The organism is Rhodococcus sp. 14-1411-2a (assembly GCF_002259485.1).
GTDB lineage: Bacteria > Actinomycetota > Actinomycetes > Mycobacteriales > Mycobacteriaceae > Rhodococcoides.
This window is the reverse complement of record NZ_NPGA01000003.1, coordinates 74,649-97,635: the sequence shown is the minus strand read 5'-3', so window position 1 is coordinate 97,635 and position 22,987 is coordinate 74,649. Positions and strand designations below refer to the sequence as shown.

Genomic DNA, 22,987 nt, shown 5'->3' with positions numbered 1-22,987 from the left:
CTCAACCAAAGTTCCAGTAAAGATCGAGCAATGGAGTACACCGAAGTGAGAACGTTCCGCGCCCCCCGCCTGCTTGTCGCAGCCGCCGCGACCTCGCTGCTCGTGCTCGGTGCGTGCAGCACCGACTCGGCCACAGGTGAGTCGACCGACGCCGCAACCGTCACCATCGAGACGAACAACGGCAGCATGGAGGTTCCCGCGAATCCGGTGCGCGTGGCGGCACTGGACAACACCTCGTTCGAGACGCTTCGGGCGTTCGGTATCGAGCCGGTCGCTCTGCCCAAACCCATCATGCCGTCGACGGGCTTCGAGGAGTGGATCGACAACGATGCCATTCTCGACGTCGGAACACATCGCGAACCGAACCTCGAAGTGGTCAGCGAAGCAGAACCCGATCTCATCATCGGCGGCTACCGATTTCAGGAGTACACCGACGAGCTCGGCCAGATCGCGCCGACCATCGACATCTCGCCCGACGACGAGAACTTCGTCGACACTCTGAAGACCCAGACCGAGACACTCGGCGTCATCTTCGACAAGGAGGACCGGGCGGCCGAGATCATCGCGGCCCTCGACGCCGCGGAGGCTTCCGCCGCAGCGCAGACCACCGGGCAGACGGTGTTTCTTGCCAACGTCAACGGCGGCAAGATCGACAACGGTGCCGCGCGCATCGGTCGTCTCCTCGAACCCCTCACACTGACCGACGTATTCGCAGGGCAGGCGGGCGATGTCCATGGTGACTCGGGTCTGGCACCGGAGACCATCGCTCAGGCCAACCCCGATTGGGTGATCGTTCTGGACCGCGACGCCGCAGCGGGTGAGCCCGGTTCGTCCCCCGCCAAGGCCGTCTTCGATGCACAGGAAGCCTTCGCCGACACCACCTTCACCACCGAGGACCAGATCATCTACCTCGATCCGTTCTTCTACACCCGCGAGGGAATCCAGGCGTACACCGAAGCATTCCAATCGATTTCGGACGCGTTCGAGAACGCCGCGTAGGCCCCGGCGAACACCGTTCGACGCATTGCCGACATGACGAACAAGAGACTCCTGCTTGCCGCGATCGTGGTGGTCGTGACGCTGTTGACCGTCGCGTCGCTACTCGTCGGTGGATACGACATCACCGTCGCCTCGATGGTCGACGATCCCGCGGCCAGAAACATGTTCCTGATCTCGCGGGTTCCGCGCACGCTGGCGTTGATCTTCGCAGCCATGGCCATGAGCATCTCCGGGGTGATCATGCAGATGATCACCCAGAACAAGTTCGTCGAGCCCACCACCGCCGGTACGGCGCAGTGGGCCGGCCTCGGCGTTCTGGCCACATTGATCGTGTTGCCCGACGCACCGCCGATGACCAAGATGCTCATCGCCACGGTGTTCGCTCTGGTCGGCACGCTGCTGTTCGTCGGCGTGCTCCGGCGGCTGTCGGTCCGGACGACGTTGGTGGTCCCGCTCGTCGGCATCATGCTCGGGGCCGTCGTCGGGGCCGTCACCACGTTCCTCGCCGGGACTTTCGATCTGCTGCAGGCGATGTCGGCCTGGCGGTCCGGCGGGTTCAGTGGCATCGTGCGCGGGTTCTACGAACCGATGTGGGCGGTGATCGTCATTGCGGTGCTGGCGTACCTGCTGGCGCATCGCTTCACAGTTGCCGGGCTCGGTAAGGAGCTCGCGACCAACGTCGGTATGAGGTACGAGCAGATCGTTCTGGTCGGAGTCGCCATGGTCGCCGTGGCGACCGGCGTCACCACGGTCGTCGTCGGGTTCATTCCGTTTCTCGGACTCATCGTGCCCAACCTGGTGTCGATGATGCTCGGCGACGACGTTCGCAAGAACCTCCCCTGGGTGGCGCTCGTCGGCGCCGGTCTGCTGCTGGCATGCGATCTCGTCGGTCGAACAGTTGTGGCACCCATGGAAATTCCCGCATCGGTCGTTCTCGGAGTTCTGGGGGCAGTCGTGTTCGTCGTTTTGATCGTGAGGCAGCGCCGGTATGTCAGTGCTTAGATCCCGAGTGGCCCCGCGCATCGCCGGTCCGGTTCTGGACGGACCCAAGGCCTCGCGCTTCACTCCGAGGATGCGGTTGGCGGTGCTCTCGGTGATCGTGGCGATCGCCATCGTGTGCTTTCTGTTCCTGTTCGTGCGCGGATCGTTCGCATTCGCGTTCCCTCGGCGGCTGAACATGGTGGGAGCCATGGCCGTTGCGGCGTTCACGCACGGCCTCGGCACGGTGGTCTTTCATACCGTCACCGACAACCGCATTCTGACACCGTCCATCATCGGGTTCGATTCGCTCTACACGCTGATGCAGACACTGATGGTGTTCGTCTTCGGCGGCACCGTCATCGCGAACACCGAAGGGATCCCGAAGCTGTTGGCACAGACGGCATTGATGGTGGCACTGGCCACCGTGCTTTACGGCTGGCTGTTCTCCGGAAAGCTCGGCAGCCTGTTCCTGATGCTGCTGGTCGGCGTCGTGCTCGGGTTGGCGTTCGACAGTATCTCGACGTTTCTGCAACGCCTGCTCTCACCCACCGAATACGACATGCTCTCGGTCGAGCTGTTCGGCCGACTGAGCGCAGTGAAGGGGGACTACCTGCCGTTGGCGTTCGGGGTGTGCCTGTTCGCCGGAATCGTGCTGTGGAAGCGACGACACCACCTGGACGCACTGTTGCTCGGGCGGGAGGCAGCCATGGGGATCGGGGTGTCGTACAAGCGCGAACTGACGTCGATGCTGATGCTGATCGCTCTACTGGTGGCGTTCTCGACGGCGCTCGTGGGACCGATGACGTTCTTCGGTTTCATCGTGGCGACGCTGGCCTACCAGGTCACCGGCAGCTACAAGCACATCTACGTCCTCCCGATGGCGTTCCTGCTGGGCTTCCTGACGTTGTTGCTCGGGCAGTTCGTCATGCAGCACATCTTCTACGCCGGCGGATTCCTCACTGTCATCATCGAATTCGCCGGTGGCATCCTGTTCTTGATCATGATTCTTCGTAGGGGCACGCTGTGATCGACTTTCGTGATGTGACCAAGTCCTATCAGGACGTGGTCGTCCTCGGTCCTGTCACCGGTGCCATTGCCGAAGGCGGGATCACCTCGCTCGTCGGGCCGAACGGTGCAGGAAAATCCACCTTGCTGACGATCATCGGGCGATTGCTCGATCCGACCTCGGGCACGATCACCGTGGGCGGGATGGATGTTCGCGTCACGAAGTCTCGGGAACTCGCCAAGCACCTGTCGATCCTGCGTCAAGAGAACCACATCACCGCGCGGTTGACGGTCCGTGAGCTGGTCGGGTTCGGCCGGTTCCCGCACTCGAAGGGCAAGCTCGGTCCCGAGGACGAGGCGCACATCGACGACGCATTGGAATTCTTGAACCTGAAGGCCCTCGAAGGGCGATTTCTGGATCAACTCTCCGGTGGGCAGCGGCAACGAGCGTTCGTGGCGATGGTGCTGGCTCAGGACACCGAATATCTTCTGCTCGACGAGCCCTTGAACAATCTCGATCTCAAGCATTCGGTGTTGATGATGAGGCAATTGCGTCGTGCTGCAGACGAACTGGGCAAGACGATCGTGCTCGTAGTGCACGACATCAACTTCGCAGCTGCCTACTCCGACAGTATCGTCGCCATGCGCGACGGCGGCATCGTGAACACGGGCACCGCCGAGGAGATGATGCAGGACGACGTGCTGACCGAGGTGTTCGATACCCCGGTTCGCGTCCACGTCGTCGAGGGGCATCGCACTGCCGTCTATGTGCGGTAGTGGATCGGCGACGTGCACAATCGAGTGGTGAAGTTGCTGCTGATTGCCGACACTCATCTCCCGAAGCGCGCCCGTGATCTCCCCGCCGAGGTGTGGTCGGCTGTGGACGACGCCGACGTGGTGATCCACGCAGGCGACTGGGTGGACCTGGCTGCGTTCGAGGCACTCTCGCAGCGCTCTCGTCGACTGGTCGCGTGCTGGGGCAACAACGACGGCGAGGAACTGCGAGCTCTGATGCCCGAACGCGCCGACGTCCTACTCGGCGGGGTGCGGTTCACCGTGATCCACGAGACCGGTGCCGCGACGGGGCGGGAACGACGAATGGCGGAGGCGTACCCGGAAACGGACGTGCTCGTGTTCGGTCACAGTCACATACCGTGGGACACGTTCGCAGACAACGGTCTACGGCTGCTCAACCCGGGATCGCCGACGGATCGGCGTCGGCAACCGTTCTGTACGTACATGACGGCCACAGCCGAAGACGGTGCCCTCACTGATGTGGAGCTGCACCGCATCGCCCCTCGCTAGTGGCGACCGAAGTAATCACATTCCGCCGGCCACCCTGATGACGGTTCCGGTCGCGTATCGCGCATCCTCGGACAACAACCACGCCACGGCCCCGGCGATCTCGTCCGGCACACCGGGGCGACCGAGGGGAATGCTCGACGCCATCTTCCGTGGCCGCTCACGATCTCGGTGGAAGTCGGTCTCGATGATCCCGGGTGCCACGGCATTGACGCGGATGTTCTGCGCAGCAACTTCTTTCGACAGTCCGACCGTCAGTGTATCAACGGCGGCCTTGGCTGCCGCGTAGTGGACGTACATGCCCGGACTGCCCAGGGTCGCGGCGGCGGAGGAGATGTTGACGATAGAGCCACCTGATTCGGCCATCGCCGCAATCGCGTACTTGCAGCAGGTGATCACCCCGACCAGGTTCACATCGAGATCCGCTCTGATGGTCTCGATGTCGTTGTCCACCAACACCCCCACGGCGCGCGCCGAACCGGCGTTGTTCACCAGACCGGTGACGGTGCCGATCTCAGCGGCTGCGGTGAACAGATCGATCACCGCCTGCTCGTCGGTTGTATCGGCTTGCACGGCAATCACCGTTCGGCCGTCGGTCGACAATTCGGCGGCCAACGCTTCCGCGGCAGTGGCGTCGGAGCGATAGCCGATCACCACATCGTGCCCGTCGGCCACCAACCGCCTGGACACCGCCGCGCCGATTCCGCGACTACCGCCGGTGACGACGGTCAAGGGAGCATTCATCTCTCGACAATAACCATCGCGCAGCAGGCACAATGCACTGGAGACGCGATGCGCACGCACGGGAAAGAAGGAACCGACGTGATCGATCGACCGGAATTGGCGGCGTTTCTCCGGCAGCGACGGCAGTCGTTGCAGCCGGAGGACGTCGGTCTGCCACGGGGGCAGCGCAGACGCACGCAAGGCCTCCGTCGCGAGGAGGTCGCAGAACTGTGCCACATGTCGACCGACTACTACGCACGACTCGAACGGGCCAGCGGACCTGCCCCGTCTACTCAGATGATCGCCTCCATCGCGCAGGGATTGCATCTGTCGCTCGGCGAGCGTGATCACGTGTTCCGGCTCGCCGGGCACAATCCTCCCGTGCGCGGGTCGTCGAGCGACCACATCAGCCCAGGACTACTGCGCATTCTGGATCGAATGAACGACACGCCCGCCGAGATCGTGTCCGAACTCGGAGAGACGCTCCGTCAGACGCCGCTGGGTGCGGCCCTGACCGGCGATGCCTCGCAGCGCACCGGCCCCGAGCGAAGTCTGGGGTATCGCTGGTTCACCGACCCCGGGGCCCGGCAGTCGTATCCGCCCGAAGAGCGTGCCGCGCTGTCTCGGGTGTACGCGTCGGGTCTGCGCGAAATCGTCACTCTTCGCGGACCCGAATCGACAGCTGCGCAGCTGTCCACAGAGCTACTCGAGGTCAGCGAGGAATTTCGAACCCTGTGGGCGAAACGCGAAGTGGGGGTTCGCCCGCCCGATTCCAAACGATTTCTGCACCCGACGGTCGGTCTGCTGGAGCTGAACTGTCAGACCCTTCTGGAACCCGAGCAAGCGCATCGGCTGCTGGTGTACACGGCAGTCCCCGGCAGCGAAAGCTACGCCAAGTTGGAGCTGCTCGCGGTGGTGGGAACCCAGGTTCTGTCCTGACGTGATCCATGGGCTCGGCCGTATCAGTGGATCGGGAAGTCCTGGATGAGCTCGGGGTAATCGTCGAACATGGGTTCTGCAGATCGAATCCGCAGATCGACACCAGCACAGGAGCTTGTCATGGGCCGCGAAACACACACCTCACTTCCCGATCTGACGGGGAAGGTTGCCGTCGTCACGGGAGCAAGCGACGGGATCGGAACGGTCATCGCCACGCAACTCGCCCGCTCCGGAGCCGAGGTCGTCATGCCGGTCCGCTCGGCCGCCAAGGGTGAGCGTGCTGCGGAGTCGATCCGGACTGCAGTACCCGGCGCACAGATCAGCACCCGCACGTTGGATCTGTCGTCACTGAACTCGGTGGCAGCGTTAACGAGCGAACTCGTCTCGGAAGGCCGGTCGATCGACATTCTCGTCAACAACGCAGGCGTCATGCAGCCGCCCGAGCGTCAGGTCACCCGGGATGGGTTCGAGCTGCAGTTCGGTACCAATCACCTCGGCCATTTCGCGCTCACCCTCGGTCTGTTGCCGCTGCTGCGGAAGGGTAGTGCGCGGGTCACCCATCAGACGAGCATCGCGGCGCGATCGGCGACCGTCAATTGGGACGACCTCAATTGGGAGCGTTCCTACGACGTCATGAAGGCCTACAGCCAATCCAAGCTCGCGGTGGCCCTGTTCGCACGTGAACTCGAGGCTCGTAGTAGGGCAGGCGGCTGGGGAATCACCAGCAATATCGCTCACCCGGGTATTTCGCCGACCAATCTGCTTGCGGCACAACCGGGATTGGGGCGACCGAAGGATTCTGCCGGCCGACGATTGATCGGCGTTCTTGCCCGCCTCGGCATTGCCGGCACTGTGGACAGCGCAGCTCAGCCGGGATTGGTTGCGGCCGCTGGTAGCGACGCAGGTGGGGATCAGTTCTTCGGCCCCAAGCGAGTCATCGGCGGGCCACCGACCGAGGTCGGCATGTGGAAGCCGATGCGCAGGATGGACGATGCGCGTCGCCTCTGGGACGCCTCGGAACACCTGACCGGCGTGCGACTCTCGTCCTGAAAGTTCTCGGCCGTCACCGAGGGGTCGGCGAGGGCTCCCGGGCATGGTCGACCAAGTCGTGCACCAGCCCGTTGATGACGTCCATCTGAGTGATGACTTCGACGCGCAATCGGTCCTGCTCGTCCTCCGGCATGTCCGGGGTGTCCGGCCGGTCGAGTGACATCAGTAGATCGATGTTGGTGCGTAACGCCGTCAGCGGCTCCATCAGTTCCGCACCGGCATCGATGATCAGCTGACCCTGCCGCGCTCGTGAACGAGACAGGGAAGCCAACATCTCGTTGAAGCTGTTGGCAAGTGACGCCAGTTCGTCGTCCCCGTTGACGTCGATGGGCTCGAAAGCTCCCGTGCGGGCAACACGTTCGGTACCGGCCCGCAGTCGCCTGACCGGGCGGAGTCCGGTGCGTGCCACGGCCGCACCCGCGACACCTGCCAGTGCGACGAGAAACGCACCGACGAGGACCAGGGCGAGCGTGAGTTTGCCGAGCAGCGGTGACGCCGCGCTGAGCGATTCGGCCACCAGGATCGTTTCGCCTGTGTCGGTGCGCTTGGCCGAAATGTAGTAGCCCCGCGCCTCGCGCAGGGACTGATCGGTGTCGCCGTCGATGACCGATCTTTCCGCGGCGTCCAGAACGCCGTCGGAATTGGTGAACGGCTCGGAGCCGTTCGTCGACGTCACCAATGCGCCGTCAGTCGTCGCGAAGGCGACCTTCACCGCGGTGCCCTCGGTGTCTCCGATGGCGAAGCCGAGCAGATTTGCCGGAACCCCCGTTGCCGCGCTGGCGATGATGGCGTCGCTGTTGCGTTCCACGCGGTCCGCGATCTGTGAGCGGAGGGCCTGCTCCGCGACGAGATAGATCGCGAGAGCACTCACTGCGACCGCCAGGGCTGCCACGCTCATCGTCAACACTCTGATGCGGCCGTGCAACGTCAGTGCTCTGGGGCGAGCGGTTGCACGTGGATTGCTCATTTCTCGAGTATGCCGGTCGGTGAGCGAGCGCCACTCTGCAGGCCGCGTGGGCCGACGTCGACGTTCGGCGACGGTCGGGTCCGAGCGGGTTCGTGCAGCGGGGTTCGGCTTCCCGACCCTGGTGCACGCGCGGCATGGGTTCGCCGTACTTCCGTGAAACTCCGATCTTCAGAAGGGTGGGGTGTCGGTGTCTTCGGCTGTGGGTTCTGTTTCGGGGTCGTGGTTGTCGGGTGGTTTGGGGTAGGCGATATGGCCGGATCGTTTCGGTGTGGTGGGGATGTGTGGTCTGAGGTCGTTGCCGAGGATGGGTACGGCTGTTGCGTTGGTGGGCAGGGTGATTCGGGTGGTCTTGGATGTCGATGTCCACAGGATCGCCCCGCCGGGGAGCATGGTGGCGGTCCAGTAGCCGGCGGTTTTGACGGTGTGGTGATAGTCGCAGAGGCATTGGAGGTTGTTGACGGTGGTCCAGCCGCCGCCGCGAGGGTTGGCGTGGTCGAAGGCCACGATGTGGTCGAGTTGGCAGCGTGCGGCTGGTCGGTGGCAGCCGGGGAATCGGCAGTGTTTGTCGCGGAGTCGGACGGCGGCGGTGGTGAGGGCGTCGGGTCGGTAGATCAGGGCTCGGTCGGTGAGTGGGTCGCGGGGTACTGATTTTCCGAGGGTGGGGTCGGCGGCGATCGCGGCTTCGAGCGCGGCGGCAAGGGTGGCGTTGCCGAGGTAGAGGCCTGAGGGTGTGTTGATGGTTCGGTTGTCCATCCGGATTGCCGAGCGTAGGTCGAGTGCTCTGATGTTGCGGGCGGGATGTCTGATGTCGTCCAGGTCGAGGGCAGAGCTGTGCCGTGTGCCCCGGCCGAGGGGTGTGTGGGTGCAGAACAGGGCTGCGGCGGAGGTCAGCGATTGCGGGCGTCGCTGGTTGTCGCGGCTGTCAGCTGTGGGTGGGGATGTGTCTGCGCTCGGACTCGATGGTCCGTCCTCCATTGCTGGTGAAGTTTCATCCGTCGGTGCCGCCGTTGCGGTATCGGACCGTTCGTGTTGTGTTGCAGCTGAACGTGTATCGGACGCAACGCTGGGTGCTGGCTCCGCAATCGGTGCAGGTGCTTGCGCTGCATCGGCGCCACGGCCGGGATTTGTTCCCGGGCCGGAGGCCGAGTCCGCAGCTGTCGCCGGTGCTGGCGCAGTGGTCGTTGCCGTCACGCTTGTCGGCGAAGAAGCTGGGGTGGGTGATGGTGCGGTGGTTGATTCGGTGTCGGGGGCAGTGCTTGCAGCGGATTTGTTCGCCGGTTCCGTTTCCGGTGCAGTGGTCGCATCGGTATCGGTGGAAGTGCCGCATCCGGTCGCGGAGTCCGTTGCCGATGCTGTGTCTGTGCGAGTCTCGGTCCTGCGTGCTGCCGAGCCGGTGCTCGCTGCTGATGCCGATGCCGCTGCCGTTGATGCTGCCGGGTCGGTGTTCGTCGGCGGATCCGTATCTTCTTCTGTTTTCGGCGTGGGGTTTTTCGGTGTTCGTTCCCATTCCCCGGTCTCTGGGTTCTGCACAGCGAGTCCGAGTTTCTCTGCGAGGGTCACTGCTTCGGTGAGCAGGATCTGCCAGTGACTGTTGCGTGCCAACTCTCGCGCGAGGTCGGGGTCGATGGATCCGTGCCCGGCGAGGTAGGCGGGGTTGGCGAGTAGTCCGATGAGGGTGGCGATGTCGACGGTGATCATCGTGAGCGGCACCCGTCGATCCGGCAACGCTGTGTCTTTCTTCGGGCAATCGGTGCGTTGGCACAGGCATGCCAGTCGGGGTTCGCCGTGCATGCGGGCCATGAATGCATCGCACAGGCGTTCTTTCTTCCCGCGCGGATCTTTCGGGCAGAGAGTATCGGCCATCTCCTCGAGGAGCTGCCACGCGGCGGCGGCCTCGGGTGCTGTCAACTCGGCTCGAATGCGGGCGAGTTCGCCGGCGGGACTGTAGGTGACGGTGCGGAATTTCTTCGCGAACTCCCGCAACGCCGCGGCTTCCTCGGGTGCAACGCGCAGCAGGATGTCCCAGATCGCCTGTTCGAGCGGGCCCGGGGACGACCTCCGCGCCGCCTCGACCACCTCGGCTTCGACGCGGGTGACGATATCGTCGGAGAGGTTGTCGAGGATCCGACATACCGTCCGCACGCGGGGGAGGTCGATCTCACCGGCCTCGAACGCTGCCCGTAGCAGCGGCATCCGCGTGTGCAGGGCGACGCCGACGGAGACATACGCTTCGGCGACGGTCGCCGAACAGCCCAACGCCACGGACATTTCGGTGCGCCCGTACCGGCTGTAATGCTTGTGTTCGGTGTCGCGGGTGATCCAGTCGCAGTGCACGCGGTAGCAGGCGGTGATCTTGCGGGCCGCCTGTCGATTCTCCTCACGCGCGGCAGCGGTCAACGCCTCCAGTGACACGGTCGGTACAGCCCCCATTTTTTCACCCCCCGGTGAGCAACATTTCAGAACGTGCGTTCGAACTGAAAGAAGACTATCTCGACCCACCGACAAGAACGGAAAGGCGGTTCGGGACAGCTGGCTTGCTGGTCAGAGGCGGTGATCATGCAGTCGGCGTTCCGCGAGCAACCCAGCGGACCGCTCCGCGGCTCCCAGAGGGATGTGCGGAGCGGTTCAGGAGGTCCGGTCACACCGTGTATGTAGGAGGAGCCGATTACCTCGACGAGTTCGTGTCGGGGTAATCGGCTCCGTAGACCGGATTTGTGCCTGCAACCGGGCGATCAGCTACCGAGGACGCAGAACTGGCCGCTGGTGAGGTTCAGTGCCAGGGACAGGGGGCCGACGCAATCGACGCCCTGAGCCTCGGAGGTAGCGCCGGATCCCCATCCGGCGACTGCGAGTGTTGTCTGTCCGGCGTCTGCCCACGAGTGAGCGATTCCGCCGCCGAGTGCCAGTGCGTACGCCGTCCCTGCATTCTTGCTCGCTCCGAGGGCAACGCCGTATCCGTCGGCGTAGGTGGTCGTCGAGCCCGGGCCGTCGTTGACGCTGACTGCGGTGCCGCTGTCGGCAGCACCTGCGGTGGCCCGTCCGGTTCCGTTCGAGGTTGCTCCGCAGCTCGCGGTGTCGTCGACCTGGATGTCGTTGGCCGAGGGCGGAGACACACAGTTGACGGGGGCCGCCGACGCAGTGGCCGTGCCCGACAGGGCTGCAACCGTCAATCCCGAGCCCATGGCGAATATTGCTGCGGTGCGGGCAATTCGACTACCGAACCGACTGGACGTGCGCGCGGAGGAGGAGTTGGAGGTCGAGAGACGGGGGAGGGAAACAGAGAACAAAAGAAAGCTCCTTCACGAGCGAAACGGGCCGGTGCGGCACACGGTACCCCGCCCCGCGAGTCCATGGCAGCAAGCTGGTGAGGTTTGTGTAACGGTGCCGCTGGCGTCCGGGGATGAATCGTCGTAGAAGTCCGGTTCTCCGCACCCTGACTGCAGCGGTCGTGGTACCCGTATGCGCGTTCGTGCGCTGTTGTGCTCCGCTTTCGATCCATCGAATATGCCTCCACCACTTGACTTTTCGGCTTCTCTGGCAGGGCCGGCGCTCGCGTACGAGGTGGCAGGCGGCTCCGCGCGGCAGCGGGCCCCGGCACCGATCGAAGGCAAGGAAATCGTTACCGGACGGCTCTCGTTGGTTGCCGACGATCCGACCGCGGCCGCGTCGAATACTGCCGAACTCATCGAGGTGGAATCGGCGCAGTCGAGCCGACAGGGCGAGCGTGACAGTTCGGTGTCACAGAAGAACTACCTCGCGTACCGGATCGATTTGTCGACGCTCACAATCAGTTTCACCTCCGCGGCCGAAGATGCTGGCCGTCTGCGTCGATGGTCGAAGACCTGACCTCACGATCCGACGCGACAAGAGTTTCGCCCGCTGCTAACGCACCTTCGGTCAGTGCGCGCCCCGACAGTCAGGGCTTCGAACGCGCTCGAACGCTAACCCGTCAGACGCTGCCTTCGTATCCGTGCTGGCGCCATGCCTCGTACATCGTCACTGCTGCCGCGTTCGCCAGGTTCAACGATCGGCGGCCGGGAATCATCGGGATTCGCAGTCGATCGGTCACGTGCGGGTCGTCCAGAACGTCGTCGGGCAATCCGGTGGGTTCCGGTCCGAACAGGAGGACGTCACCGGGTTCGTATGCGACGTCGGCGTAGGACCGGGCCGCGTGTGCGGTGTAGGCGAACACGCGAGTCGGTGCCAGCGCGGCCCACGCCGTGGGCAGGTCATCGTGCACCGTCACCGACGCCAGGTCGTGGTAGTCCAAGCCTGCCCGCTTGAGCTTCGCCTCGGACATGTCGAAGCCGAGCGGACCCACCAGGTGCAGTTCGCAGCCGGTGCCGGCGACCAGGCGAATCGCGTTGCCGGTGTTCTGTGGGATGCGGGGCTCGAAGAACATGAGTCGAAACACCCGGTTCACTCTGCCATCTCGAGCCCGGGAAGTATGGGGCAGGTGGACGACGAACAGACGATCGGTGAGGACTTTTCCGACACGCGACTGGACGGGCAGGAGTGGACCGGTAGGCAGTTCGTTCGGTGCACCTTTCGCGATGCGGACATGAGCGGCGTCCGAACCGACTCGGTGGTGTTCACCGAATGCGACTTCACCGGCACGGACCTCACCGAATCGATTCACGCGAACTCCGCGTTTCGATCGTGCACTTTCACTCGTACCAATCTGCAGCACAGCACTTTTCGCCATGCGACTCTGATGGGATCGATGTTCGTCGACAGTCGCATGCGTCCCGCGACGTACGACGAGGTCGACTTCACCCTCGCGTCATTGGGCAGGGCCGACCTTCGCGGTCTCGATCTGACGGGGTGCCGAATGCGGGAGGCCAACCTGGTATCCGCAGACTTCCGCAAGGCCACGGTGCGGTCGGTCGATTTCACCGGTGCCCGCACCGTCGACGCGAAGTTCGACGAGGCAGATCTGCGCGGAGCCGTCGCCGACGCATCGCTGTGGGTCAGCGCGAGCGTGCGCAACGCGAAGATCGAGCTGATGCAGGCTGTCGCATATGCAGGAGCGCACGGGCTGGTAGTCGAGGGCTGACGGCGGTGATCGGACCGGTGCGCCGCTGCTGACGCAGAACCTGGAACAATGACCGGGTGACTGCAACGATTCTCGATGGCAAAGCGACCCGTGACGAGATATTCGTCGATCTCACCGCCCGCGTGGCAACGCTGCGTGAGAAGGGCATCACCCCAGGTCTGGCGACCGTGTTGGTGGGCGACGATCCGGGTTCGGCTGCGTACGTCCGGGGTAAGCACAACGACTGCGCCAAGGTAGGCATCACGTCGATTCGTCGCGACCTACCCGCGGATATCACCCAGGCAGATCTCGAGGCCGTGATCGACGAACTCAATGCCAACCCCGAATGCACCGGCTACATCGTCCAATTGCCGTTGCCGAAGCATCTCGACGAGAACGCTGCGCTCGAGCGAATCGATCCGGACAAGGACGCCGACGGTCTGCACCCGATCAACCTCGGCCGTCTGGTGCTGGGCAAGAACGCCGCACTGCCGTGTACACCTCGCGGGATCGTGCACCTGCTGCGCCGCTACGACGTTGCTCTCGACGGCGCGCACGCGGTGGTCATCGGCCGCGGCGTGACGGTCGGGCGACCCATCGGCCTGCTGCTCACGAGGCGTTCGGAGAACTCGACAGTTACTTTGTGCCACACCGGAACTCGTGATCTGGCCGCCGAGGTCTCACGTGCGGACATCGTCATCGCCGCTGCCGGAGTGCCCGGATTGATCACTGCGGACATGGTCAAGCCTGGTGCTGCTGTGCTCGATGTCGGGGTGACCCGCACCGAGGACGGATTGCGCGGTGATGTCGCCGACGGTGTCGCGGAGGTGGCAGGTTTCCTCTCGCCGAACCCCGGCGGTGTCGGTCCGCTGACGCGGGCCTTTCTGCTCACCAATGTCGTCGAGCGCGCCGAACGCGTCGCCGCCGAGAGCTGAGCGGACCGACGTGAACGATGCAGAGCACGAGCGAAGCGAGCCCGATCCGGGATTTCGTGCGGCAGTCGCGCGCAACCTACCGATCGTCGCAGTCTCGGTCGTCGTTCTCGCCGCGCTGATCCTGGTGCTGGCCGATCGCTGGCGGCGCGGCGCGTTCATCTTCGGATGCGCAGCGCTGCTGGCGGCCGTCCTGCGGCTGTGTCTGCCCGAAACACGTGTCGGCACACTGCAAGTGCGCAGTCGCGTGTTCGATGTGCTGGCGCTGGGTGGCGTCGGCGGAGCCATTGTCTTTCTGTCGCTGTCGATCGATCCGCTGGGAACCGACTGACCTCGGCGCAAGCACCCGGTGAACGAGTGCGGTGTCAGCGCCGACCGAGGCGGGCCAGCTCCATCGTCTCGGCGAGCAGCTTGGCCACCGAATCGGCCTCGGTGAGGAAGCCGTCGTGTCCGTCACGCGACTGGATCACTTCGAGTCCGCGGCACTGGGGGAGTTCGCGAGCGATCTCCTTCTGCAGTCGAAGCGGATACAAGCGGTCGGAGTCGACTCCGCCGACGATGGTCGGGACAGATGTGGACGCAAGTGCGTCGGCCACTCCGCCACGGCCACGGCCTACGTCGTGTCGGTTCATCGCTTCGCTGAGCAGGACGTACGTCGCCGCGTCGAACCGGTTGACGAGCTTGGCAGCCTGATGCTCGAGGTAGCTCTGCGCGGAGTACCTGCCACCGGCCCACGGGTCTTCGTCGTTCTGCGGTGAGTTTCCGAACCTGATGTCGAGTTCGCTCTCGGTCCGGTACGTCAGGTGCGCGATGCGCCGCGCGATGCCGAGTCCAGCCGACGGTGAGGTGCCGGTGTCGTGATAGTTGCCGCCGAGCCATCCTGGATCGGCCTTGATCGCGGCGATCTGTGTTGTCTGGGTGCCGATCTGGTCGGCAGTCGCCCTGGCACCGACCGCGAGGACCAACGCCGCCGCCACTCGGTCGGGATGGCCCACGATCCACTCGAGGGTGCGCATCCCGCCCATCGAGCCGCCGACGACGGCTGCGAACCGCTCGATTCCGAGGACGTCGGCCACGGCCGCCTCGGCAGCGACCTGATCGCGGATGGAGATGTCCGGGAAGCGAGACCCGTAGGGCTTGCCGTCGGGCGAGACGCTGCTCGGGCCCGTGGTCCCGCCGCACCCGCCGAGCACGTTCGTCGCCACGACGCACCACTCGTCGGTGTCGATGGGGCAGCCGGGACCGACCATTCCGTTCCACCACCCGGGCAGGGCGTGATCTGCGTCCGGCGGACCGGACACGTGCGAGTCCCCGGTGAGGGCGTGTTCGACGAGCACGACGTTGCTGCGGTCGGTGGCGAGTTCACCCCACCGCTGCACCGCGACGGTCACCTGGGGGATTCGCTCGCCGTTCTCGAGATCGAGACCACCGATGTCGATGGTGCCCAACCGCCCGTCCGGAGACGGAAGAACCGCCTCCGGACGAACGCCTGTGTCGCAGCTGTTGCTCAAGATGCCGCCGCGCTGAATCCGACCTCGAGATCGGCGATGATGTCGTCGATCCCCTCGATGCCCACGGCGAGACGGACCAGGCCGGGAGTGACGCCCGATGCCAGCTGCTCCTCTGGAGTCAGCTGGGAATGCGTGGTGGATGCCGGGTGGATGACGAGTGAGCGCACGTCTCCGATGTTAGCGACGTGGCTGTGCAGAGTGAGAGCGTTGACGAACTTCTTGCCCGCGTCCACACCGCCCTTCAGCTCGAACGCGATGATCGCGCCCTGCCCCTTCGGCAACAATTCCTGCCCACGCTGGTACCACGGCGACGATTCGAGTCCGGCGTAGTTGATCGAGACGACGTCGTCGCGACCGGCGAGGAAGGCAGCGACCTTCTGCGCATTCGCCACATGCCGCTCGATCCGAAGGCTCAACGTCTCCAGACCCTGACTGATGAGGAAGGCGTTGAACGGCGAGACTGCAGCACCGATGTCACGCAGCAGTTGGACGCGTGCCTTCAATGCGAACGCGGGCGCGCCCAGATCGGCGAACACGACGCCGTGGTAGCTCGGATCCGCGGTGGTGAAGTTGGGATGACGGCCCTGCGTCCAATCGAAGGTGCCACCGTCGACGATGACGCCCGCGATGGCTGTTCCGTGTCCGCCGAGGTACTTCGTCGCCGAGTGCACCACGATGTCGGCACCGTGCTTCAACGGCTGCAGCAGGTACGGCGTCGCCACTGTGTTGTCCACGATCAGCGGGATGCCGTTCTCGTGGGCCACTGCCGAGATCCCCGGGATATCGAGGATGTCGTTCTTGGGGTTCGAGATCGACTCGCCGTAGAACGCCTTGGTCGACGGAGTGATCGCGGCACGCCACTGCTCGAGGTCGTCGGGATCGTCGACGAACGAGACGGTGATACCCAGCTTGGGGAGCGTGTAGTGGAACAGGTTGTACGTGCCGCCGTAGAGCCGCGGACTCGACACGATGTGGTCGCCCGCCTCGGCGAGGTTGAGAATCGCGAACGTCTCGGCGGCCTGCCCCGACGCGAGCAGCAATGCCGCGACGCCACCTTCGAGGGCCGCGATGCGCTGCTCGACGACATCCTGTGTCGGGTTGATGATCCGGGTGTAGATGTTGCCGGGTTCGGCCAGACCGAACAAGGCGGCGGCGTGATCGGTGTTGTCGAACGTGTACGAGGTGGTCTGGTAGATGGGCAACGCACGAGCCCTGGTGGTGCCGTCCGGTGTCTGACCCGAATGGATCTGCTTGGTCTCGAAGCTCCAGTCGGCTGCGGGATCGGTGAACGGATCCTCGGTGGGTACTCCGGTGGCGTCGACGACGTCGGGGGTGGAATCGGTCATGGCTGGTGATACTCCGTTTTATTGAGACGAGTGTGTCTGAGACGAATCGAATGTCGAATCGAGCTCGAGAAGTCGAGCGCTACGGGGCGTATCGGTACAGCAACACATGGAAGAACCTCCTGACAGGCTTCGGCCCCTGGGGACCGAAGGTTCAGTGGGTCCGCTTCCTGCGGACCCGCGCTTGTCGAAACGGCACTCGCGTGCCGTATCGGCCTGGTCGTTCACCCGGGGCACCCCACCGCGGTTGGAGGGTTGCCGGCCAGCAAGCCGGGGCTCGATGCTGGCACTCATGACCTGGCGAACATCGTAGCGGGTAACGGCCACCCCACCGGAACAAGGGCATGGCGTCCGATCGGGTCGAGCTCGCGCAGATGTTCGGGTGAGGACAATCACCGTGCATCTGCGCGAAAGAATCTGCCCTCGGGAAGACAATTGACGGGAGCTACGTTGCCTTCTGGGTCGGACCCGGTGGGTCCCCGACCGCAGGCTCGAATTCCGGCCGCTTCCTCTGCCCCCGATTTGCACACGAAGGTTGTACTGCTGTGACTGTCACCGATTCCGCTCTTGCCCGAGTCAGCGCTGTGCGCGGCAAGGTGTCGAGTGGCCTGAGTGTCAGTCACCGACCGCACTCCACCCGCCGCAAGCTCGCGATGCTGGCACTGTCCATCGGCGGCTTCGGGATCGGCACCACGGAGTTCGCGTCGATGGGGCTGTTGCCGGACATCGCCACGACGATGGGGATCTCCGAGCCCTCGGCCGGCCACATGATCTCCGCGTATGCGCTCGGGGTCGTGGTCGGTGCGCCGACCATCGCAGCCCTGGCTGCTCGCGTTCCCCGGCGGATGTTGCTGCTGGCGCTGATGGTGGCCTTCACGCTCGGCAACCTCGGCACGGTGTTCGCGCCCAGCTTCAACGAACTCGTCGCCTCGCGCTTCGTCGCCGGCCTACCGCACGGTGCGTACTTCGGTGTCGCGGCCCTGGTGGCTGCTCACCTCGCCGAACCGGGCAAGCGAGCCAAGGCCGTCGCGATGGTGATGATGGGACTCTCCGTCGCGAACGTCGTCGGCGTCCCGGTGGCGACCTGGATCGGGCAGGCGTTGGGATGGCGCAGTGCATTCACGCTCGTGGCTGTCATCGGTGCCCTCACGGTCGCCGCCCTCGTCCTCTGGATGCCACGACTCGACGCGATGCCGACCACAAGCCCCATCACCGAGCTGGGCGCACTGCGCCGCAGCCAGGTATGGATGACCCTGTTCGTGGGCATCGTCGGATTCGGCGGCATGTTCGCGGTCTACACCTACATCGCGTCGACGCTGACCGACGTTGCCGGTCTCGCCCGCGCACTCGTTCCGGTCGCCCTGATGATCTACGGACTCGGAATGGTCGTCGGAAACTACGCCGGCGGCTGGCTCGCCGACAGGTACCAGCTCAAGGGCACCTTCGTCGGTTTGGCCGCTACTGCGGTAACTCTTGCGGTGTTCGTCGTGGCCGCACACAATCCGATCACCGCACTCCTGCTGGTGTTCCTCATCGGCGCGTCCGGCTCTTCTGTGGTCCCCGGTCTGCAGACGAGGTTGATGGACGTGGCCGAGGACGCTCAGACGCTCGCCGCATCGCTCAACCATGCCGCGTTCAACCTGGCCAACGCCATCGGAGCGGCAGTCGGTGGTGCCGTGATCGCCGCAGGATTCGGGTACACGGCACCCGCCGCCGTCGGCTCGGGCCTGGCGGTGGCCGGTCTCGGTGTACTGGCCACCGCCATGTGGATGGACAAGCGTTCCGCCGCGTAGGAACGCCCAGGATCAGCCGGTGATCGTTGCAGGCGTTCCACCGAGGGCCTGGTCCAGCGCCGGAGTCAGCCTGTCGATCACGTACGGCAGGCTGAGCACGCTGGTGAAGTAGATCGCGCCCGCCGTCACGCCGTCGGTGAACACGAGGGTGCCGTCCTGCACCGGCTCGAGTGCGCCGTACACCGCCTCCTTCTCCAGTTCCGTGCGGTCCCCGGGCTCCTCGGTTCCCCAGATCAACACGTCGGCGGCGTTCAGGACCGACAGATTCTCGAGCGGGATGCTCGCCTGCGCGCTGCCGTCGGCCGGAACGTAGGCGTCGATGTCGTCGGGAATGACGAAGCCCAATTCGGTGAGGAAGTCCGTGCTCAACCCGTCCTGGTACGCGATCGCCTTGCCCTCGTAGAACGCGTTCTGTAGGAAGATCGCCTTCTTGCCGGCGAATTCGGGGTGCGCGGCCGCGGCGTCGGCGAACTTCTGGTTCACGCCGTCGATCAAGGCGTCGACCTCGGTCTTCTTACCGAGTGCACGTCCGATCTTGTCGGCCTGAATGTCCCAGGGCTCGAAGTAGGCGGTGGCGGCGTCCGATTGGGCGAGCGTCGGCGCAATGTCACTGAGCGTGTCGTACGTGTCCGCTGTCAGTCCCGCATTGGTGGCGATGATCAGATCGGGCTCGAGTGCGGCGATCTTTTCGGTCTCGAATCCGTCGTCGTTCGAGAGCACCTCGGGCTCCACGTCGCCCAACGCGGCCTGTGCCCAGGGCCAGGTGGCGAAGGGCTGATCGCCGTACCACTCCGTCACGCCGACGGGTATCACGCCGAGAGCCAACACTGTGTCCTGTTCGGTGTAGCCGGCCACCACTATGCGAGTGGGTTCTTCGGGCACGACGGTCTCACCGAACGCGTGCTCGATCGTGACCGGGAAGGCCGCCGAATCGGAGGACGCACCGGCCGTCGGCGACGCCTCGTCGGCGGAGGAGTTCGAGCATGCTGTCAGCAGTCCCGCGGTGGTCAGTGCAACTGCGCACACCGCCCAGGTCCGATGAAGTGGTCGGATGTGCATCGATACGCCTTTCGGAAGGGTTGGCTAACCGCAGGAAGGGTAGCCCACCCTAATGATATTCTCGGCAGGTTCGTCTGCAGACGCGACGTGAAACGCCTGGCTCCAACCTTCACCGAACCTCCACATTTCCCGACGGGCTCCTCCACGTGCGCCCTCTAGGGTCAGTTCTCATGAGCCGCACAGTTCTCGTCGTCGACGACGAGCCCACGATCTCCGACGCCGTTGCCGCTCGGCTGCGCGGCGAAGGGTACGAGGTCGTCACTGCCGCCGACGGCCCGGCTGCCGTCGACGCGTGCGCCAGGATCGATCCCGACGTGGTGGTGCTCGATTTGATGCTGCCCGGGTTCGACGGGCTCGAGGTGTGCCGCCGTATCCAGGCGTCCCGCCCGGTCCCGGTGTTGATGTTGACGGCCAAGTCCGACGAGACGGACATGCTCGTCGGCCTGGGGGTCGGCGCGGACGACTACCTCGGGAAGCCGTTCAGTATGCGCGAGTTGGTCGCTCGCGTGCACGCCCTGGTTCGGCGTGCCGAGCGAGCGGTGGCCGCCGAACCGCAGGCGGTTCGAGTCGGTGACGTGCAGATCGATCACCGGGAACGGCGGGTGACCACTTCCTCCGGTGACATCCACTTGACCAGAACGGAATTCGACATTCTCGCCTATCTGGCTGCTCGGCCGCGCACTGCGGTCTCGCGGGAGACCCTGTTGTCCGAACTCTGGGGCTGGGACGATTCGGCCAGCAGCAGGACGGTCGATTCTCACGTGAAAGCGTTGCGGCGCAAGCTCGGTGGCGATCTCATCCGCACCGTGCACGGCGTCGGCTATGCCGTGGAGTCGCCGCGATGACGCGCATGCTGCCGCGTCCGTTGGATCCGTTGCGGTCGTTCAAGCTCAAGGTTTCCCTCGTCGTCGGTATCGTGCTGGTGCTCGCGAGCGTCGTCTTCTGGATCGGGGCGGGCTGGCAATTTCGCTACACCCTGCTCGCAGCTCTCGTCGTGTCCTTGGCCGTGACACAGTTCGTCGCCCACGGGATGACGTCGCCGCTGCGCGAGATGACCTCGGCCGCCAAAGCGATGGCGCGAGGGGACTATTCGACACGAGTGCGAGCCACGTCGAGGGACGAGGTGGGTGAGCTCGCCACGGCGTTCAACACCATGGCGAGTGACCTGGAAGCTGCCGAGAAGTACCGCCGCGAACTGATCGGCAACGTCTCGCACGAGTTGAAGACGCCCATCGCTGCGCTGCGTGCCGTGCTCGAGAACATGGTCGACGGGGTGACCGACGCGAATCCCGCAACGCTGTCGGTGGCGCTGCGTCAAACCGAACGACTCGGAGATCTGGTCAGCGAACTGCTCGACCTGTCTCGGGTGGAGGGCGGTGTGCTCACCATTGCCCCGGAGGAGTTCGCGGTGCAGCAATTCCTCGAGGACGCGACCTCCGTTCACCGAGGACGAGTGTCGATCGTCGTCTCGCCCGGAGATTCGACGGTCGTGGCCGACCGATCTCGCATGACACAGGTGATCACCAACCTCGTCGACAACGCTGTGCGGCATTCCCCCCATTCGAGCACTGTGACGCTGCGGGCTCACCGAATCGGCGGAGCCTATGCATTCGACGTCGTAGACCAGGGGCCGGGCATCGCCCTCGCCGATCGCCATGCGGTGTTCGACCGATTCACCCGCGGCGGATCCACCGACGGCGGAACAGGTCTCGGCCTCGGCATCGCCCGCTGGGCCACCGAGCTGCACGGCGGAACCATCGAAGTTCTCGACACCGAATTCGGCTGCCACATCAGAGTGGCCATCCCCGAGCACTGACTTTCCCGATCCACCCGAACCGCGACTGCTCGTCTCCGGACTGCAGCCGCCGACCTTCCATGCCCGAAACACACAACAAGGAAGTGTTATGAGCACGATCGACATTCCGATTCAGCCGAGATCGAAGCACGTGCGCTCTGTCTGGGGGCCGCGCACCTGGCCGGTGCTGCGGTATTCGCAGCCCCCGCGCGCGGCACTCCTCGGGTCGGCTCTCGCCGGACTGGTCGGAGCAGCGACGTTGGTGGACAACACGTTCGGTGTACTGGTCACTGCCGTGGCCTTCGTCGTAGTCGTGCTCGCGGTCCGCCGCGGCAGGCTCTCGCGGTGGGAATGGGTCGGCGTGGCAGGAGCGCTGGCCTTGGCGAGCGTGTCGGCACTGCGCGCGGCCGAGTGGATCGTGACGATGTCGACGACGCTGGCCATCGTGGTCGCAGTGGTGGTGCTCTCCCGTGCCTGGACGTGGACGGGAATTGCACTCGGCGGTCTCCTGCCGGTGTTGCTGCCGGTGCGGGTTGCTCGGTGGATCCGACGCGGAGCCGGTTCGATCGACCTGGAGGGGCCGCGGCCGGTGCGGGCCGGCATGGTCGCCGTTGTCACGATCGCACTCGTCGCCGTGTTCGCAGCGTTGTTCGGTGCGGCCGACAAGCGCTTCTCGGATGCACTGGGCGCGGTGACGCCCGAGTTCGATGCCGTGTCCATCTTCGGACGCATTCTCGTCTTCGTGCTCACTGCAGCAGGTGCGCTCGCGGTCTGCTACGTCGCGCTGCATCCGCCTCGATTCGATCGCCTCGCTCCGTCGCCGCGTCGATCGGTGCAGTTGTGGGAGTGGATGATTCCGCTCGGGGCGGTGGTGGCGTTGTTCGTCGTGTTCGTCGGGTTCCAGGTTCCGACGCTGTTCGGCGGGCAGGGGCATGTGGCGACCACGGAGGGGCTGACCAATGCCGAGTACGCCCGGCAGGGCTTCTGGCAATTGCTGGCAGTGACGGTACTGACACTGTTCGTCATTGCGGTGACGGTCGCCAAGGCTCCGCGAAACCGCAGAGGAGATCGAATCGCATTGCGGGCGTTGCTCGGAGCGCTGTGCCTGCTGTCGTTGGTGATCGTTGCGTCGGCCCTGCATCGAATGTCGTTGTACGAGCAGCAGTACGGCTACACGACGCTCAGATTGTTCGTCACGGCCGTCGAGTGGTGGCTGGGATCGGTGTTCGTACTGCTTCTGATCTCGGGCGCGCGGATATCGGGGCGCTGGCTACCGAGAGCCGTGGGCGTCGGTGCGGTTCTGACCGTGCTCACGCTGGCGGCTCTGAATCCGGATGCGTACATCGCACGGCACAACGTCGATCGCTTCGAGCAGACCGGACGCATCGATACGTCCTACGTCGGTGGGTTGTCGTCCGACGCCGACGCGGAGCTCGAGCGACTGCCCGACTACGTTCGTCCCTGCGTGCAAGCCCGAGGTCCGGTGTTCGTCGGGGATACCTGGCACCTGTGCACGGACCCTTCGGTATCTGTACCCTGAGCAACGACTCGGG

General features: G+C 64.8%; 23 protein-coding genes and 1 riboswitch. Of the genes, 15 read left to right on the top strand and 8 right to left on the bottom strand.

The window, feature by feature from the left end; genetic code table 11:
* Positions 1-30: 30 nt before the first annotated feature.
* From CH291_RS00560 to CH291_RS00540, 5 genes are read left to right on the top strand one after another with little or no spacing between them, the layout of a single operon-like run.
* Positions 31-999, top strand: coding sequence for a siderophore ABC transporter substrate-binding protein (locus CH291_RS00560; protein WP_094639165.1), 969 nt, complete (start codon positions 31-33; stop codon positions 997-999).
* 33 nt (positions 1,000-1,032) lie between these two features.
* Positions 1,033-2,001, top strand: coding sequence for an ABC transporter permease (locus CH291_RS00555; protein WP_068051775.1), 969 nt, complete (start codon positions 1,033-1,035; stop codon positions 1,999-2,001).
* A complete protein-coding gene (locus CH291_RS00550; protein WP_256980677.1) occupies positions 1,988-3,007 on the top strand; it encodes an iron chelate uptake ABC transporter family permease subunit in 1,020 nt (339 codons plus the stop codon). Before CH291_RS00555 ends, CH291_RS00550 begins: the two co-directional genes overlap by 14 nt.
* Entirely contained in the window at positions 3,004-3,762 is a 759-nt protein-coding gene (locus CH291_RS00545; RefSeq protein ID WP_094686452.1) for an iron ABC transporter ATP-binding protein, read from the top strand. The genes CH291_RS00550 and CH291_RS00545 overlap by 4 nt, the downstream gene beginning before the upstream one ends.
* 27 nt (positions 3,763-3,789) lie before the next feature.
* On the top strand, positions 3,790-4,290 hold the full coding sequence (locus CH291_RS00540; protein ID WP_094686451.1) for a metallophosphoesterase family protein: 501 nt from the start codon (positions 3,790-3,792) through the stop codon (positions 4,288-4,290).
* A 15-nt stretch (positions 4,291-4,305) separates the two neighbouring features.
* On the opposite strand, the gene CH291_RS00535 is transcribed toward CH291_RS00540, so the two are convergent.
* Positions 4,306-5,031 carry an SDR family NAD(P)-dependent oxidoreductase gene (locus CH291_RS00535; protein WP_094686450.1) on the bottom strand — a complete coding sequence of 242 codons (726 nt, stop codon included), beginning with the start codon at positions 5,029-5,031 and terminating at the stop codon, positions 4,306-4,308.
* 78 nt (positions 5,032-5,109) lie between these two features.
* Here CH291_RS00535 and CH291_RS00530 point away from each other — a divergent pair, with 78 nt between their 5' ends.
* Together CH291_RS00530 and CH291_RS00525 are read left to right on the top strand one after the other, a co-directional pair.
* Positions 5,110-5,949: a helix-turn-helix transcriptional regulator gene (locus CH291_RS00530; protein WP_094686497.1), complete on the top strand. Its 840-nt coding sequence runs from the start codon at positions 5,110-5,112 to the stop codon at positions 5,947-5,949.
* 120 nt (positions 5,950-6,069) lie between these two features.
* Positions 6,070-6,999, top strand: a complete 930-nt coding sequence (locus tag CH291_RS00525; protein WP_094686449.1) for an SDR family oxidoreductase — start codon at positions 6,070-6,072, stop codon at positions 6,997-6,999.
* Between the two features lie 13 nt (positions 7,000-7,012).
* Here the strand turns inward: CH291_RS00525 and CH291_RS00520 are convergent, their stop codons facing one another.
* The 3 genes from CH291_RS00520 to CH291_RS00510 all read right to left on the bottom strand — a co-directional run bounded on the left by CH291_RS00520 (position 7,013) and on the right by CH291_RS00510 (position 11,253).
* Positions 7,013-7,966: a methyl-accepting chemotaxis protein gene (locus tag CH291_RS00520; RefSeq protein WP_094686448.1), complete on the bottom strand. Its 954-nt coding sequence runs from the start codon at positions 7,964-7,966 to the stop codon at positions 7,013-7,015.
* Between the two features lie 168 nt (positions 7,967-8,134).
* Positions 8,135-10,396: an HNH endonuclease signature motif containing protein gene (locus CH291_RS00515; protein ID WP_094686447.1), complete on the bottom strand. Its 2,262-nt coding sequence runs from the start codon at positions 10,394-10,396 to the stop codon at positions 8,135-8,137.
* Between the two features lie 302 nt (positions 10,397-10,698).
* Entirely contained in the window at positions 10,699-11,253 is a 555-nt protein-coding gene (locus CH291_RS00510) for a DUF6764 family protein (RefSeq protein ID WP_179276408.1), read from the bottom strand.
* A gap of 217 nt (positions 11,254-11,470) precedes the next feature.
* On the opposite strand from CH291_RS00510, the gene CH291_RS00505 reads away from it, so the two are divergent.
* Positions 11,471-11,812 carry a DUF4349 domain-containing protein gene (locus CH291_RS00505; protein ID WP_094686446.1) on the top strand — a complete coding sequence of 114 codons (342 nt, stop codon included), beginning with the start codon at positions 11,471-11,473 and terminating at the stop codon, positions 11,810-11,812.
* Between the two features lie 103 nt (positions 11,813-11,915).
* On the opposite strand, the gene CH291_RS00500 is transcribed toward CH291_RS00505, so the two are convergent.
* The gene (locus CH291_RS00500; RefSeq protein ID WP_176460460.1) at positions 11,916-12,380 is read right to left on the bottom strand and encodes a tRNA (cytidine(34)-2'-O)-methyltransferase; all 465 of its coding nucleotides are present in this window, start codon (positions 12,378-12,380) and stop codon (positions 11,916-11,918) included.
* A gap of 33 nt (positions 12,381-12,413) precedes the next feature.
* On the opposite strand from CH291_RS00500, the gene CH291_RS00495 reads away from it, so the two are divergent.
* The 3 genes from CH291_RS00495 to CH291_RS00485 are packed head-to-tail and all read left to right on the top strand — an operon-like array spanning position 12,414 to position 14,264.
* Positions 12,414-13,022 (top strand): pentapeptide repeat-containing protein, encoded by a 609-nt coding sequence (locus CH291_RS00495; protein WP_094639027.1) that lies wholly within the window; start codon positions 12,414-12,416, stop codon positions 13,020-13,022.
* A 56-nt stretch (positions 13,023-13,078) separates the two neighbouring features.
* On the top strand, positions 13,079-13,936 hold the full coding sequence (locus CH291_RS00490; RefSeq protein WP_094686445.1) for a bifunctional methylenetetrahydrofolate dehydrogenase/methenyltetrahydrofolate cyclohydrolase: 858 nt from the start codon (positions 13,079-13,081) through the stop codon (positions 13,934-13,936).
* A gap of 10 nt (positions 13,937-13,946) precedes the next feature.
* Positions 13,947-14,264: a DUF3017 domain-containing protein gene (locus CH291_RS00485; RefSeq protein WP_094639035.1), complete on the top strand. Its 318-nt coding sequence runs from the start codon at positions 13,947-13,949 to the stop codon at positions 14,262-14,264.
* Between the two features lie 34 nt (positions 14,265-14,298).
* Here the strand turns inward: CH291_RS00485 and metX are convergent, their stop codons facing one another.
* Positions 14,299-15,447: a homoserine O-acetyltransferase MetX gene (gene metX, locus CH291_RS00480; protein WP_373455099.1), complete on the bottom strand. Its 1,149-nt coding sequence runs from the start codon at positions 15,445-15,447 to the stop codon at positions 14,299-14,301.
* On the bottom strand, positions 15,441-16,790 hold the full coding sequence (locus tag CH291_RS00475) for a bifunctional o-acetylhomoserine/o-acetylserine sulfhydrylase (protein WP_094639025.1): 1,350 nt from the start codon (positions 16,788-16,790) through the stop codon (positions 15,441-15,443). Before CH291_RS00475 ends, metX begins: the two co-directional genes overlap by 7 nt.
* Positions 16,791-16,962: 172 nt before the next feature.
* Positions 16,963-17,085, bottom strand: a riboswitch (SAM riboswitch).
* 355 nt (positions 17,086-17,440) lie between these two features.
* On the opposite strand from CH291_RS00475, the gene CH291_RS00470 reads away from it, so the two are divergent.
* Entirely contained in the window at positions 17,441-18,580 is a 1,140-nt protein-coding gene (locus CH291_RS00470; protein ID WP_068051784.1) for an MFS transporter, read from the top strand.
* A gap of 12 nt (positions 18,581-18,592) precedes the next feature.
* On the opposite strand, the gene CH291_RS00465 is transcribed toward CH291_RS00470, so the two are convergent.
* A complete protein-coding gene (locus CH291_RS00465; protein WP_094686443.1) occupies positions 18,593-19,639 on the bottom strand; it encodes an ABC transporter substrate-binding protein in 1,047 nt (348 codons plus the stop codon).
* Between the two features lie 170 nt (positions 19,640-19,809).
* Here CH291_RS00465 and CH291_RS00460 point away from each other — a divergent pair, with 170 nt between their 5' ends.
* The 3 genes from CH291_RS00460 (at position 19,810) to CH291_RS00450 (ending at position 22,974) form a co-directional block, all read left to right on the top strand.
* Positions 19,810-20,484: a response regulator transcription factor gene (locus tag CH291_RS00460; protein ID WP_068051735.1), complete on the top strand. Its 675-nt coding sequence runs from the start codon at positions 19,810-19,812 to the stop codon at positions 20,482-20,484.
* Positions 20,481-21,455 carry a HAMP domain-containing sensor histidine kinase gene (locus CH291_RS00455; RefSeq protein WP_068051732.1) on the top strand — a complete coding sequence of 325 codons (975 nt, stop codon included), beginning with the start codon at positions 20,481-20,483 and terminating at the stop codon, positions 21,453-21,455. The genes CH291_RS00460 and CH291_RS00455 overlap by 4 nt, the downstream gene beginning before the upstream one ends.
* 88 nt (positions 21,456-21,543) lie before the next feature.
* Positions 21,544-22,974, top strand: coding sequence for a DUF4153 domain-containing protein (locus tag CH291_RS00450; protein WP_094686442.1), 1,431 nt, complete (start codon positions 21,544-21,546; stop codon positions 22,972-22,974).
* Positions 22,975-22,987 lie beyond the last annotated feature (13 nt).